Annotated in this window: 13 protein-coding genes and 1 pseudogene; 5 read left to right on the forward strand and 9 right to left on the reverse strand. The window is 36.2% G+C overall.

Going from position 1 to position 14,578, the window contains the following annotated elements:
* Nucleotides 1-32: 32 nt before the first annotated feature.
* From AAGD51_RS05885 to AAGD51_RS05925, 9 genes are all read right to left on the reverse strand, one after another.
* Nucleotides 33-1,037 (reverse strand): major capsid protein, encoded by a 1,005-nt coding sequence (locus AAGD51_RS05885; RefSeq protein WP_164224824.1) that lies wholly within the window; start codon nucleotides 1,035-1,037, stop codon nucleotides 33-35.
* Nucleotides 1,038-1,080: 43 nt separating this feature from the next.
* Complete coding sequence (locus AAGD51_RS05890) at nucleotides 1,081-1,452, reverse strand: head decoration protein (RefSeq protein ID WP_164224825.1); 372 nt, start codon at nucleotides 1,450-1,452, stop codon at nucleotides 1,081-1,083.
* Nucleotides 1,445-2,533, reverse strand: coding sequence for a S49 family peptidase (locus tag AAGD51_RS05895; RefSeq protein WP_236515170.1), 1,089 nt, complete (start codon nucleotides 2,531-2,533; stop codon nucleotides 1,445-1,447). The genes AAGD51_RS05890 and AAGD51_RS05895 overlap by 8 nt, the downstream gene beginning before the upstream one ends.
* Nucleotides 2,530-3,957 (reverse strand): phage portal protein, encoded by a 1,428-nt coding sequence (locus tag AAGD51_RS05900; protein WP_264337665.1) that lies wholly within the window; start codon nucleotides 3,955-3,957, stop codon nucleotides 2,530-2,532. The genes AAGD51_RS05895 and AAGD51_RS05900 overlap by 4 nt, the downstream gene beginning before the upstream one ends.
* Nucleotides 3,957-4,181 carry a gpW family head-tail joining protein gene (locus tag AAGD51_RS05905; protein ID WP_187297528.1) on the reverse strand — a complete coding sequence of 75 codons (225 nt, stop codon included), beginning with the start codon at nucleotides 4,179-4,181 and terminating at the stop codon, nucleotides 3,957-3,959. Before AAGD51_RS05905 ends, AAGD51_RS05900 begins: the two co-directional genes overlap by 1 nt.
* Nucleotides 4,182-4,184: 3 nt before the next feature.
* Nucleotides 4,185-6,008, reverse strand: coding sequence for a phage terminase large subunit family protein (locus AAGD51_RS05910; protein WP_341810428.1), 1,824 nt, complete (start codon nucleotides 6,006-6,008; stop codon nucleotides 4,185-4,187).
* On the reverse strand, nucleotides 6,005-7,483 hold the full coding sequence (locus AAGD51_RS05915; protein ID WP_341810429.1) for an ankyrin repeat domain-containing protein: 1,479 nt from the start codon (nucleotides 7,481-7,483) through the stop codon (nucleotides 6,005-6,007). Before AAGD51_RS05915 ends, AAGD51_RS05910 begins: the two co-directional genes overlap by 4 nt.
* Nucleotides 7,484-7,502: 19 nt before the next feature.
* The gene (locus tag AAGD51_RS05920; protein WP_265027864.1) at nucleotides 7,503-7,973 is read right to left on the reverse strand and encodes a hypothetical protein; all 471 of its coding nucleotides are present in this window, start codon (nucleotides 7,971-7,973) and stop codon (nucleotides 7,503-7,505) included.
* Between the two features lie 135 nt (nucleotides 7,974-8,108).
* A complete protein-coding gene (locus AAGD51_RS05925; RefSeq protein ID WP_015587746.1) occupies nucleotides 8,109-8,579 on the reverse strand; it encodes a hypothetical protein in 471 nt (156 codons plus the stop codon).
* A gap of 876 nt (nucleotides 8,580-9,455) precedes the next feature.
* Between AAGD51_RS05925 and AAGD51_RS05930 the strand changes: the two genes are divergently transcribed.
* The 5 genes and pseudogenes from AAGD51_RS05930 to AAGD51_RS05950 all read left to right on the forward strand — a co-directional run bounded on the left by AAGD51_RS05930 (nucleotide 9,456) and on the right by AAGD51_RS05950 (nucleotide 14,574).
* A complete protein-coding gene (locus AAGD51_RS05930; RefSeq protein ID WP_264376794.1) occupies nucleotides 9,456-9,947 on the forward strand; it encodes a sigma-70 family RNA polymerase sigma factor in 492 nt (163 codons plus the stop codon).
* Between the two features lie 49 nt (nucleotides 9,948-9,996).
* Nucleotides 9,997-10,794: pseudogene (locus tag AAGD51_RS05935) on the forward strand (ATP-binding protein).
* 23 nt (nucleotides 10,795-10,817) lie between these two features.
* A complete protein-coding gene (locus tag AAGD51_RS05940; RefSeq protein WP_006012339.1) occupies nucleotides 10,818-11,306 on the forward strand; it encodes a hypothetical protein in 489 nt (162 codons plus the stop codon).
* On the forward strand, nucleotides 11,303-12,529 hold the full coding sequence (locus AAGD51_RS05945; RefSeq protein WP_341810431.1) for an AAA family ATPase: 1,227 nt from the start codon (nucleotides 11,303-11,305) through the stop codon (nucleotides 12,527-12,529). The genes AAGD51_RS05940 and AAGD51_RS05945 overlap by 4 nt, the downstream gene beginning before the upstream one ends.
* 23 nt (nucleotides 12,530-12,552) lie before the next feature.
* Nucleotides 12,553-14,574 carry an AAA family ATPase gene (locus AAGD51_RS05950; RefSeq protein ID WP_341810432.1) on the forward strand — a complete coding sequence of 674 codons (2,022 nt, stop codon included), beginning with the start codon at nucleotides 12,553-12,555 and terminating at the stop codon, nucleotides 14,572-14,574.
* The last annotated feature ends 4 nt before the right edge of the window (nucleotides 14,575-14,578 follow it).

Raw genomic sequence — 14,578 nt, forward strand, 5'->3', positions numbered from 1 at the left:
TTCTGCCTCACACCGCTTTATATTTGCTCTACCTATGTTGCAACGATCTTGACTAGTATTGCTGGACGGTGGCACATTGGCAGAGGGTTTGACTGCGTATGCAAATCAGTCCCTCTATCAAATCTTCTTGGCTCTTGTTTTGCATAGAGTGGCTGTCCAAGAGTATTCACTGTTTCATTAAAATCTGCTGGTGCAAAATATGTTGTAAATGTGCTTGCTGTTCCTACTGGAAAACAGTGCCCCGTATCCCTTTCTATAAATCTTCTCACGGTTCCTTCAGGATCAGTTGCTTGTCCTCTATATTCCTCAAACGTTATTCCACAGAACGTAAATCCTGACCTCATATCATTTCTTAGCGCTGCTCCTTCTTGCCATCTCTCATATGCTTCTTTCACTTTAGCATGAGAAGTAAGTGCATCAAAAAACTCAGGGCTTACTAAAGCATGAATTCCTGTCATATATTCACCACTTAGATTATCTTCTATGTGCCTCAATACTTCCAGACACTTACGTTTTACATCAGTTATCGCTGCTCCCAGTGCAAAATTTACTACTTTTGGTGTTATTTCAAATTCGTTGTACAGATTTAACAATTCACTGCCATCTGCGTCCAGAATTATTCCTTTCAGCGCTCCCATACGCAAATGCTCCAACGTTATTGCATGTTTATTTCTCATTAGCTGCAAATGGTCAGTTATTACATCTGCCAGCGCTTTAAGTTCACTTTCTGATCCAAATGCTCTTATTCCCTGTACTTCTTCTGGTAACACTACATCATCATGCGGAATATGTGGAATCGTAAATGTTCTTACCTTTCTTTTTCCTCTTTTTCCTACTGTTGCTGGTGCTCCGGGTACTTGCGTTGGTAGTAAACTTAATACTCCATTTTGCTCTTCTATGGTAATATGTCTAAATCTTACTGACCTACTTGGAAATAAATTTAAATTTTCAACCCGTCCATAATTTATCGGCAATATATTCATCGCATTAGTTAGTGCCGTCATACTAAATGCTGTATTTGTAAATGGATTTTGCATTTTTTCTTTTCCCCCTTTGTGTTTTTTATTGTTTAATATAGCTTTAGACTGCTTTACGGATAATGATCCCTCGTGTTTCAAGTTGCTTTATTGCTGCATTTTTCTGCTCTTCAGTGATATTTGCTGGCCATACAACTGCATGATCTGCTAGCATTGCACCGCGAGCAATAATTACTCCTTTAGCATTTTCCTTTGCGTTTACATCACTTGAAATTACTCCTATTGCCGTTTGTGTGCCATCGGTTGCTGTTAGATTTAAGACCCTAATAAAACCATCTTCAGTCTTTTTAGCAACTACTGCACCAAGCTTGAGATTCTGTCCTTTGGCAACAGTTATTTGATCTCGTGAATATAAATTTGATGCTTCATATTTTAGAAGATCACCAAGGTTATTTTGTTCTGTTATACTACTCATTTTGCTTTTCTCCTTTTGTTATATATTTTAAATGCCTACGACTTTTCGCTACCTGCATCATCAACTCTTCTCCTGAATTCTGTGGTATTGTACTTATTATCTCTGTCTTCTTTGTTCTTTCTGCAAGTAATTCCATTAAAACTTCCCTTGCTTGCTCAACACTTACACTCTGCTCAATAAATTCTCCTATTTTCTCTGGCATCTTTGATATATTACATAAACGTATTAATTCAAGAACTTCAGTACGATACTTAGTTAAATTATTAGTTTCTTCTTTTAGGTCAGTTATAGTTTGTTCGTTCATAGTAATACTCCTGTTTTTATTAATATATTTAAACTCTGAAAGAATTGTAATTCCATCTGCAAGACCTATTTCTACTGCTTTCTCGCCAAAATATAGCCCTGCTTCTGTTGATTTGATTGCCTCTACAGAAAGGTTTCTATTGCGTGCTATTAGCTCAACCAGCATTCCATATAAACGATTCACTTCGCTTTTTAGGTTTTCTAAACTCTCAGAAGTTATTGGCTCATGTGGATTTAAATCATTTTTTCTACTTCCTGCAAATACTGTCGTATATTTTATTCCCTGTTTTTCATCAAACCCACTTTGATCTATATGACTTGCTATTACTCCTATGCTTCCTACTCCTGAAGTTCTACTCACAAATACCTTTTCAGCGCTAGAAGCTATAGCGTACGCTGCAGAATATGCATCATCATTTGCTATCGCTATTATCCTCTTTTTTCCCCTTGCACTGTAAATAAAATCAGCAAGGTCAAACACTCCATTGACCTCTCCTCCAGGACTGTCTATATCCAACAGGATTGTTTCTATATCACTATCTTCTATTGCTTGTGTAATTTGTGCTTCTATTTGATTATAGGAAGTCATTCCAAAAATATCATCAAAAGTTTCTGACTTTTTTGTCAAGATTCCATGTATCGGTATTATTCCTCTTTCACTATTTCTTACTGCATGTTTTATATTTTTAAAGATAGGCTGCTTTCCTGTTTGTAGTGACAGTAATTCAAAACTCCTTGGTTCTACCATTACACATCTGTTTAGCCATTGTTGTTTCATATCACCTCTTGATTGGCCGTAACGTCAGAATCAAAACTTAAGCCCAGTTCACTTGCACGTCTTTGATCTTCAGCAATTTCCTGCTCAATTTCTTCTACATCGTAACCCATTTCTGATACTACTTCTGATCGACTCTTAAATCCATTTCTTACTGCCATTTGCTGTGCTTGCTGATCTTTTAGCGGATCGACCCAATCAAATCCCTGTGGTATCCATTTTACTTCTTTTTTTGCTCCTTCTTTTCCCTTTGTCCATTCTTCACCTATGTCTAGTTCTCCAGAAAGTAGTGCTAACTCTAACCATCTATCCCATACAGGACGGCAAAACTGAAATACCATTATGTTATGCTGTAACATTGTACATCTCCTACGAAACTCTATTAATCCTGCTCTGATTGATGAATAATTAACGCCACTTAGATCCCCAGTTAGTTGCTCATATGTTATTCCTGTACCTATTGCTATTGCTCTCAGCTGCTGTCTCATGAATGCTTCATAACTTCCTCCAACATCCGATGGTTCTGAAAATTTTATATCTTCTCCTGGGTCTAAAAGCTGCATTGTTCCAGGCTCTAAACCAGATAGTGCTACTCCTTGCTCATTACTTTCACCTTCTCCTAAAATATTTGCTTCTGGATCGAGTCTCGTAATAAATCCTGCAAACATCGCCGCTGTCTTTTTTCTCACTAGCTCTGCATCATCGTATTGATCAAGCTCATAGAGCTTTAGCAGTATATTAGAAAGCCATGGCTCTCCCCTAATTTGCCCAGGTCTTAGTGGTCTATAGATATGTAAAACATCGTTTGCTGGTACTCTTACTGATTCTCCAAACGTACTTTCACCAGGGTGTTCTTTAAATAGGTAGTATGCTTCCCTTTGCCCAAGTCTATTGAACTCAATCCCGTTTCTTATTACATTACCATTTGCTAAAGTTTGATTTGTTTTATTATCTAAGTGTTCAGATTCAAGCACTTGTAATTGCAACGGTACACACAGACCATCTCCAGGTTTTCTTGTTCTTAACCGTATGAAACATTCCCCGCCTTCTATCATGCTCCTACAAACCAGTGCTTGCAGTCCATAAAAATCATTTACTCCACTACTGTCTGCTTCATCTGTCCATCTCAGCCATAACTCTTGCACTCTTTTCCGAAACTCTGGATCTTTAGCTTTTGATTGCGGTTTTATTCCTGTTCCAATCGAGTTACTTACTATTGTATCAATGATATTTGCTGCATATGGATTTTTTCTTACCATATCACGAGAGCGGCTACGCAAGTGCTCAAGGCTTTGAGAGAGTAAATTATTTATGCTTCCCGTTTCTCCTTGCCAATACATTACCCTTCTTCCTGAGCCAGATGCATCCCAGGCTGAGCTTTTGATTTTTGGCTTGCTAAATAGTTGTTTGAATGATTTTAGTAACATTACAAAACTCCCTTGTTAGTAGCAAAAATAATTTTCCTCTTCGGCTTCATTCCAACAATCTTTAGTTCAGCCTTAATACGTTGTCTTAAGCTTAGTAAATCATTTATATCTACTTCTGCATATCTCACCACATGGTCACCATATGCAATTGATACCACTCGCTCTCCGTTTTGCAGCTTCTTTATCGCTTCTTCAATTTGAACTAAATACTCTTCGTTATACATTTACTACTTGCTGATCCACTTACTTTTCACTATTTTCTTTGATTTTTTACTTTCTGGTTTTTCACTTAAACTATTCCATTTATTTTCTTGCCACCTATCAATTCCAAGCGCAATAGATGCAGCTCTCGCATAAATTCGGCAATCTAGCACTTCATTTCTTTCTCTTACCTTTTGCCACTCCTGTTTGGTGTATCCCTTTACTACCTTGCTGACTAACTGCTCTGCCGTTAGCTGCTTAAAATACTCAGGTGCATACTCGGGAAAATGACAATACCCTGCTGGCACTTTCTCTTCTTCTTTTAAAACATTAAGTAATTGAAAAAGTTCTGACTTTAATATTGATACTCCTACTGGCCAGAGCTTTATTCCTCTTTTCAGCTTTTGCCCACCAACTGTTATATCTACTCTACTTGGACTGCTAAGTGGTACTAGTGCTTTATTTACACCTTTCACTGCCATTACTCTTCCAGATCCTTGATGACCTCTCACCCAGTTGTATACTTCCTGTGTTGCATACCCTGCATCAACCGCCATCATGCTTATCATATATTCAAGCCCATTTTCACCGATAAAATGATGATTTAACAGCTCTGAAAGCTTTTTCCATACTTCTCCACTTCCTGTATCTCCTTCAAATACTCGGTAGTCTATTGACCAACTTTCACGGCTTTTTCCCCATGCTACGACTTCTACTTCTAAACGATCTTTTTGTACATCAACACCTGCTGTGAGAACTACTTCGCCTTTTGGTACTGTGCCAATTTGATAAAATTCTCTTCTATTAAATAATTGCTTCCAGTCTGGTACTTCTCCTTTATCTACCCAAGTTTCTCCAAGCGTGGTATTTATCCAAACTTTCAGTAATTGTTCACTTTCCTTTGCATGGAGAAAGTCCTCTACTGCTTGTTGCCAACTATACCAGCCAACTGGACTATAAAGACTTGAAAGATGAAATCCTTTTTTCTCACCTTCTTTTGCCTCTGTAGCTCTCCATTCTCCACGTTCTAGCATCTCTGTCTTTTGATGATTTTCTATTTTGCCGCTACATTCAGTGCAGACATAATGTGCTGTTCTTGAGTCGTTATTTTCCCATTTTATTTGTGACCATTTTAGAACTTGATAGTAATTACAATGCGGACATGGTACAAAAAAATATCTCTTATCTGTTGCTTCAAACTCCTTCTCAATTCTGCTTATTCCATGAATCGTTGGTGTTGATACTAAAAAAATCTTTCGACGTGCAAATGTATTAGTTCGAGCAATACTGAGCAGTACTGGATCACCTTCTCCTCCTGAATCTCCTGGATAGGCATCTATTTCATCAAGAAAGAGATATTTTACTGGCATGGATCTAAGTCCTACACTGCTATTCGCTCCAGTTATTACTACTATTCCACCTGGAAACTCCTTACTTTGTACAGTATTGCCTGAGTCTCTTGATCTTGGGTCTTTTACTTTACTCTTTAAACATGGTGTACTCTCTATCAACGGTGCAAATCTTCCCTTCGACCAACGTTTTCCCATTTCGACTGTTGGCTGTACTACTAGCATTGGTCCCGGTGTTTGATCGATGATATAGCCAATCCAATTGTTGCCAGCTTCTGTTCCCCCAATCTGCGCTCCTTTCATGAATACTACTTTCTCCGCTGACGAAGATGGAGATAGTGAATCCATTATTTCTTTTAAATAAGGAGTTCTTTCTGTTCTCCATTTACCTGGCTCTGATGCTGCAGTTGGCGCTAAAACTCGATACTCATTCGCCCACTCTGATACTTTAAGCTCTGGATATGGTCTTAAACCTTCAGAAAAAGCTCTAGCGTATATCATTGTCTGCATCTACTCATAATTGGTTCTATCTCAATATTGTTAACAGTAGAGTTTATTCCTCCACACTCCTCCAATTCCATAAACATCTTTTTCTGAAATTCGTTTTCTATATATCTTTTGCTCATCTCACTTATCATTAGTGCTATAATAAGCGCAAATATCCCTGTTATTGTTGCAAAAATGATTGCACTGCTTATTGTTGTTGCTGTTAACCCTATACATACCGCTATTGCTACTGCACTTACTGAGGTAAAAACACAGATCACATTGTTGTATTTTCTTACTTTTGCATCTCTATGTTCTATACACCTATAATAAACTGGTACAGACTTGCCTATCTCGTCTGGTAATTTGATGCTCTTTTCTTTAAATAAAGTTTTTAGCAACTCTAAATTATTTGACTTGATTGCTAAGTGCAGAACAGGTGTATAATTTGCTCCTTTTGTCAGCAATAACTTTACTACATGTAAATGCCTTTTTTCTGCAGCAAGGTAAATCGGTGATAGACCTTTATTATTTGAAATATCAATATCAATTTCTTCTTTTAAGATAGACTCTACAATCTCAATTTCTCCTCTTTGTGCAGCTAAATGGAGTAGACTATTCTTTTCAGAACCGTATTTATTACTCATCAAAGCCTTCTTTATCTCAGGTTTAGCGTAATCAAATGGTGTCTTGCCGCTATCGTCTTTTACCAGAGGGTCTATATCTTCTCGTGTTAGTAAAACCTCTATTGTTTTAAGTCTTTCAGCGTAATGTAGTGGCGTTTTATTTTCGTAATCTTGTAAATTGACTTGAGCATTAGGCTCCCTTATTAAGCATTTGAGAATATCAAGACATAAGTCTCTTTCATCGTAATTAGTATTACTTACAGCTATATGAACAGGCGACAATTTCATTGAGTTTTGTCCCATACGTGCACTATTTACATCTGCTCCAAGTTTCAGCAGTAACTTTACTATCTCTAACTTTTTATTATTAACTGCATAGTGCATTGGTGTCTGATTTCGCGCATCAAAGACATCTATTTCAGCTTTTCCTTCTCTTATCAAAATCTTTACAACTTCTGCATGTCCTATTCCTGCTGCTAGATGTAATGGCGTATGATGCAGAGCATTTCGTACATTAACGTCAATACCTTTTCCTATCAAATATCTGACTGCATTAACTTCACCTATCATTGCAGCTAAATGAAGTAAACTATCTTGTTCTGACCCGTATTTGTTACTAATTAACGCTTTCAATATTTCTGCTTTTTTCTCTTCTTTGGCGTAATCAAGAGATGTTTTACCTTCATTATCTTCCACAAAAGGATTAATGTTCTTCTTCGTGAGTAACAAATCCACCATACTTAATTCATCAAACTCTATAGCGCAATGTAGTGGGGTTTTTCCGTTTAATCCTCTAACATTTACATCTAATCCAGGTTGATTAATGAGACACTTTATTAACTCTAAACTTAAGTTATCAGCCATTTTATATTCAAAATCTTTCTTATATTTGAAATTTAGTATTAGATAATTCTTGTAATGAGTTTGTAATCTCTTCAGTTAGCACCATATGAATCTTTTCAGTGTCACTCAGTGATGCAAGCAATGCTGAAACTCTATTTGGAATATTAAGCAAATTATTACGGACAACTCTTGCTACGTTAAATGCTTCAGTTTTTACCTCTTCAATTGACACAAATTTGCCTATTTCAGCTTTCACTTTAGCTTCCAAAAGTTTACCACGTTCGGTTTCATTTTTTATTCGCGTTTTTAGCAATATCGTTGAAAGTGTTTCTCCGCACTCTTTTCTCCTCAGTGGTTGACTTGGATCTCTTATTGCTGCTACCGCTTCATTTGCTTGTTCTCGGTCAATAAGTCCATCTTCCAGCTCAACTATTCCTTTTTTTACTAAAGAACAGACATATTGCCTCGAAAACCCTTTTTCCCTTGCCCATTCTGCTTGCGTAATTCTCACCTTTTTTTTCTCCTTATTTTAGCACTGCTCAGCTATAATTTCGTAAGTAGTTAACATTTGAAATATGTCTAACGCTAAAGAAGGTCCGAGGTCAGGACCACCAAACCCTCCAGCTTGGCCAAAAGGACCCACTTTTTATGATATTTCCAACGTATTAAAATCTTTACTAAAATTCATAACATAGAACATTAATGCTAAAGAATCTGCTTCATTATCATCTGTTGGACAAAAACCCTTTTCCTGCACTGCTTCAATTACATCAGCTTTACTTGCATTGCCCTTGCCAGTTATAAAACGTTTAATAGTCTTAACCGAAACACCTTGATAGGGAATATTACTTTCTTCACACCAAGCAGAAAGGTGTGCTAAAAACCCTCCATAGATATGTGCAGCATCAGTTCCCAAGTGTCTTCTCACTTCTTCAAAGTATACAACTTCAATGCCTGGAAATTTATACTTAAGTGAATTAAGCCAATTACGAAAATTTAAAAACTGCATTCCACCACCACTAAACCTGCTAACATGAAAACTCTTACTTCCACTTTGCACTATTCCATCATTTAAAATAGTCCAGCCGGTTTGTTTGCCAAGATCTAGGGTGAGCATTTCCTTTCAATTGCCGAGTACATATATATACAAGATTTGAAAAAATTACGTCCAAAAAATCTTTAATTTTCGAAATTTAACAACTAACATAAAAACTCTTTTACAGCCAGTTTGTTTACCAAGCCTTTCAATTGTTGTGTACATATATATACAAGATTTGAAAAATTTTCGTCCAAAAAATCTTCAAATTTTTAGGAATTTTTTTTTATAATTCTTGAATTTGAAGACCTTTCAAACGGGTTTCTCTACTTTTAGAGGTTTTTATTATTCTACTCTTATATTTTATATGTTTTTATATATGTGTATATTTTTATATATGTATTATATATATATATTATATATAAGGGTTTCAGGAAGCTAGAATCCTCCATATTGGCGGACTTCAGATATGCCGTTCCTAGGAACGGTTTTAGGAACGCATGGTGAAATCCCTCCATATAGGCTAGTTCTAGATTCCTGATTCCTAATTCCTGATTTAGGAAGCCAGTAATTAGGAACGGAACTTAAGGTTATAGAGAGCATACTTTTCAACTATTTTCCTCTTAAAAATTTAAGCTATTCTTTTAATAGCGAAATCCACATTTTTAGCTCTTTAGGTGATATTGAATTTCAAAATATGAAATTCTTATATATTTTTAATATAACTTTAGGAAGCCTGAGCTACCCATTCTTAAAAATATTGAAATCCATTCAAAATAGGTTCCAAAAACCTGAATTGTATTATTTTAAATTGCACCGGTATTATTCTCAAAAAAAAATAACAGAATATCAATAGATTAAAAATCGCATCAGTATTATTTATTTTTGCTCCTGTCCTACATAACAGCATTAATAACTCTCATCCTTAAAAGCATCAATTTGTTTTTAAGGAAAGTTATGAAATTACAAAACTACCATATAGTTATTAAAAATGTAAAATATCAAGCTTATAGACTGAAACTTGCTAAGTGCTTTATTAATGAAGCTCACGAAGATCTTGAGCAAGAACTCTTCTGTGAAATTTGGCCATGTCTTGATCAGTATAATGAAGATAAAAGTAGCTTTAACACTTTTGTAGCAAGACTAACTGAAAACAAAGCTATTAACTTGCTAAAGAAACAGCGATGTGCAAAACGCGATATCAATAACTATATTAGTATCGATGTAACAGAGCTACTTGAGAGTGAAATAACAAAACGCATTGATGTAGACTATATGATCTCGGTTTTACCAAAGGAATGGCAAAATATATGTGAGCAACTTAAGTTTTTCAACTTACATGAAGTTGCCAAAATGAACAACGTTTCAAGAACCACTTTAAACAATATTATCAAGAAGATACGTGCCAAACTTTCTCCTATTTACTACGAAGGCAAAAAGAAAAATTGAACAAAATTTTTGCCTTTCTTGTATATATACATTGCAGCATGGATAAATAATGATTCTTAAAATTTTGAATAATAATGAAAGATTGCAAACAATATCAAGTGTAAAGATGGTCATCTTTGGTCCTTATGGTATTGGTAAAACAAGTCTACTAAAGACTATAGATGAACCAACACTTTGCCTTGATTTTGAAGCAGGGCTTCTTGCCGTTCAAGACTGGCAAGGAGATTCAATTAGTCTTCGCACTTAGAATGAAGCTAGAGATATTGCTTGTCTTATAGGGGGGTCTAATCCTGCGCTGAAGTCTGATCAAGCATATAGCCAAAGACACCATGAACATGTATCTGGTAAGTACAAAGATCTTTTCTCTGAGTTTTCTAAATACCGATGCATCTTTGTAGATAGTATAACCGTTGCTTCACGTTTATGTCTATTATGGGCAAAAATGCAACCTGAAGCTTTTTCTGAGAGATCGGGAAAGCAGGATATGAGAGCTGCGTATGGATTACTTGCTCAAGAAATGATGGCTTGGCTCAATCAATTTCAACACATCAGAGACAAAGACATCATCATAGTTGGCACTTTAGGTCAATATCTCGATGACTGCAATCGTCCAACTTGGCTACCTCAATGCGAAGGAACTAAAACTGCCAGTGAAATTCCTGGGATAGTTGACGAAGTAATCAGTATGGTTGGAATCAAGAAAGATGATGGAACGGAGAAGCGCTCTTTTGTTTGCCACACTTTAAACCCTTGGGGATACCCAGCTAAAGACCGCAGTGGACGCCTGAGTATGGTTGAAGAACCGCATTTAGGCAAGCTGCTTACAAAGATTAAAAGCAAGTTTTAAAATTTAAACATGGAGAGTGATATATGTTACAAAACCTATTAACTGATTTTAACACTGTAAAACCGCAAAGTAGACTGATACCAAAAGGTACAATAGTAAAGGTAAAAATGACAATCAAGCCTGGAGGTTATGAGCATTGGTTTACTAAAAGCCCCACTACCGGTAGCATTTATTTAAATACAGAATTTACCGTTATTGAAGGTCTATATGAAAAGCACAAGATTTACCAAATAATTGGTATTAAAAGTAATAAAGCAGAAGATACTTGGGGAGAAATGGGTCGCTCTATGCTTCGCAGTATCTTGGAATCAGCACGTGACATTCATCCACATGATAACTCAGAAGGTGCAATCCTTGCTCGTAAGCTAAATTCAGTTGCAGAATTAAATGGGTTAGAGTTTACAGTAAAGGTAGGTGTTATAACTGATGAATATGGAGAAAAGAACAAAATTGCTTCAATAGTTACTCCGGAATACCGTAAAAATTATGAAATTGACAGAGTACCATTTTGAAGTACGACGAGGAAAAGCTTTGGTCTGCTGTCGTTACTAGAGGTATTCAGGATGCAGTAGGAAAAAACCCAAAGCTAAGAGAAGAAGCAATTCATTGGCTGAATTCAAAATCTTTTGAAACTGTTTGCGAGCTAGCTAATCTCAACTTTAAACGTATAAAAAATATGTATGGGAGTTTTATGTCTAAAAAGCAAGAAAAGATAAAAGCATTATTAATTGATAATATCAAGGAGTGCCTTTCTTACCTACTTCCAAATGGTGAATTTTACCGAGATAAAACTTATATTGGAAACTTAAATGGAAATACAATTACAGTTAAAATAGTAGGTAAGGAAGCTGGTGATTGGCGTAATTTTACTGAAGGAACTGGTGGTGATATTATTGATCTTTGGATTTTAATTAAGGGTGATATATATTCTGCTAGAAAGTGGCTCAATAAAAAATCAAAGAGTGGAGAAAAAAAAGGGGGGAAAAGAGAAGAAAAAATATTTTCTGTAAAGCAGTACTTAAGTGATCAATCACCAATACCAGAAGACATAATAGCTCCACGAATTCTCACTCCAGGTGGTCTTTTAGTCATTGGTGGTACTCCAAAGGTTGGCAAAAGTTATTTTCTTCTCTCTTTGCTTGCACATCTTGCAGCAGGAGTGTCGTTTCTTAAGATGAAATCAGCAAGGCCACTAAAAATAATCTATCTGCAAAATGAGATGGAGTACAATTACATCAGGGAACGAATACAACAAATCATAACCAATCAAAGGCTGCCAAATCTAGCAGAAGAAAACTTGATTGTTACTACAAAGATGAGATTAACTTTAAACGATGAAGGTATAGAGAGAATAAAAGAGATCATAGGAGAAAAATTTAAAACAATAGACCTTATCGTCTTGGATTCTCTTGACTATGAAAATATGTTTTCTGGCCTGCAAAGCAGAGTAGAAAAACTACGTTCTATAATTAATCCTATGGCTGGAATCATTATTACACGTCACACCAGAAAAGTATCGACAGCTACACTCGCAAAAAGCCCTTTTCAAGCTTTAATTGGTGCTAATGCTTTAAGAAGCTTTTATACATCTGGTATTGTAATGTTTCAACCAAGTAAACGTGCAAATGTCTTGCAAGTAGTATATGAACTAAGAAACGGTAAATCAATACCAGCAAAATTCATTAGCAGGGTAAATGGGCGTTGGCAGAATTCTAAAATTATAGCTACGGCTTAACTTGTCCGCAAAAAACGGATACTATGGTAGAGCTAAAGACTCAGCTTTTGCAAAATATCAGATCTTGTCTTTTTCATCTACTACCAAGAGGGACATTTCGTGGTGATAAGTTTTATGTAGGTGACGTACAGGGTAACAAAGGCAAAAGCACTGTAATAGAGTTAACAGGTGAAAGAGCTGGATTATGGAAAGATTTTGCAACAGGAGAAGGTGGTGACATTATTGACCTTTGGGCAACAGTACACGGGAAGAATGCAAAAACAGAGTTTTCTGAAGTAATGCTCTCAATAAGTGAATGGCTTGGCATCAAAGAAAAAAATAATATTAGAAATCTAGAACAATACCTGACTTGTAGTTGGAACTACTACGATGAAAGTAACCAATTGATTGTAATAGTCTACCGTTATGATCCTCCTTTAGAGAAAAAACAGTTTAAACCATTTGATGTTAAAAAACAAAGATTCAAAGAGCCAGAGATAAGGCCACTCTACAACATTCCGGGTATTTTAAGGTCCGATAAAGTTGTTCTTGTAGAAGGAGAAAAATGCGCAGAAGCACTTATAGAGAAAGGAATTACAGCTACAACTGCGATGTTTGGAGCAAATGCGCCTATTGATAAAACAGATTGGACTCCGCTTAAGGGCAAGCATATTATTATTTGGCCAGACAACGATGAAGCAGGTAATAAATATGCCAAAAACGCTGAAAAGAAGCTTTTAGAACTTGGTGTTGCATCACTTGCTACGCTTAAGATTCCACCGAATAAACCAAGGAGTTGGGATGCTGCTGATGCTGTACAAGAGAATATAGATATTTTTGACTTCATCGAAAAAAACTCAAGAAAAATAATTATTAAACCACCACTTGATATTTTCAGCTGGAGTGTAGAGCGTTTTGTAGGTCCAGTACCAAAGCAAAGATTTCTTGTTGAAGGGTTATTTCCTTTGGGTGTAACATCTATTTTGGCTGCAATGGGTGATACTGGTAAAGGTATGCTACTTCTTGACCTAGCCCTCAAGGTTGCGGGTAGCATAGATCAGGTATGCGGATTTGGTCCACTTGTTACTGAACATGGATCTGTGGTGGTATTTTCTGCAGAAGATGATACAAATGAAATACATCGTCGCTTAGAACGACTTGATCCCAAATGTGAAAGATTAAAATATAAAGATAGGCTATTTATTGTACCACTGCCAAATATAGGAGGATCTTTTGCCATACTTAAGAATGTTCGCGGTAAAGTTGTAGAAATATCTCCAGAATTTGAGTCGGTAATGAAGCAGCTGAGCAGAATAAAGGATTTAAAGCTCATTATATTTGATCCCCTTGCTTCTTTCATTCATGCAGATTTAAATGCTGACCCAGCAGTAGGGGATTATCTCATGTGTTTATTATCTGATTTAGCATGTAGCACTGGAGCTTCAATAATTACTGCCCATCATATGAGAAAGCTGAAGGGAGAAAAGCCTATATCAACAGTAGAGCAAGCACGAGATGCTATTCGAGGTACTTCTGCTCTCGTAAATGGAGTCAGGTGTTCTTTTGCTTTTTGGCCTGTTGAGGATATAACTAAACCAATGATTTTTAGATCAATTGGAAAAATCCCAAGACAAAATGCCTTATTTTATGGAGCTGTTGTTAAGGCAAATGGCCTGGCTGATCGTACTGTACGTACTTATCTGAGAAATGAAGAAACAGGACTATTGGAAGACATTACTGAACAATTAAAAGCTCAAAATATTAGCGATAAAGATCTAAAAATATATCTTATTGACTCAATTGCGCGAGCTGCTATTTCAGGACATCCATTTACTCATACAGGAAGTGCAGGAATACATAAACAACGACATAGACTGCCTGAAGTTTTTCATAGTATGGGAAGAGATAGATTAGAGCGTATAGTGCAAGAGCTTTTACAGGCAAAGCAAATAGTTAAAGGAATGGCTAATGGTTCAAAAGAGGATAAATGGCTTGATATTAAAACAGGACCATTTGCACGTGGAGTGGGAAAATTTATTCATGGAGCTGAAAAAAACTATTTTTGATAAC

It is taken from the genome of Wolbachia endosymbiont (group A) of Volucella bombylans (genome assembly GCF_964026965.1).
In the GTDB taxonomy this organism is placed as follows: domain Bacteria; phylum Pseudomonadota; class Alphaproteobacteria; order Rickettsiales; family Anaplasmataceae; genus Wolbachia; species Wolbachia pipientis.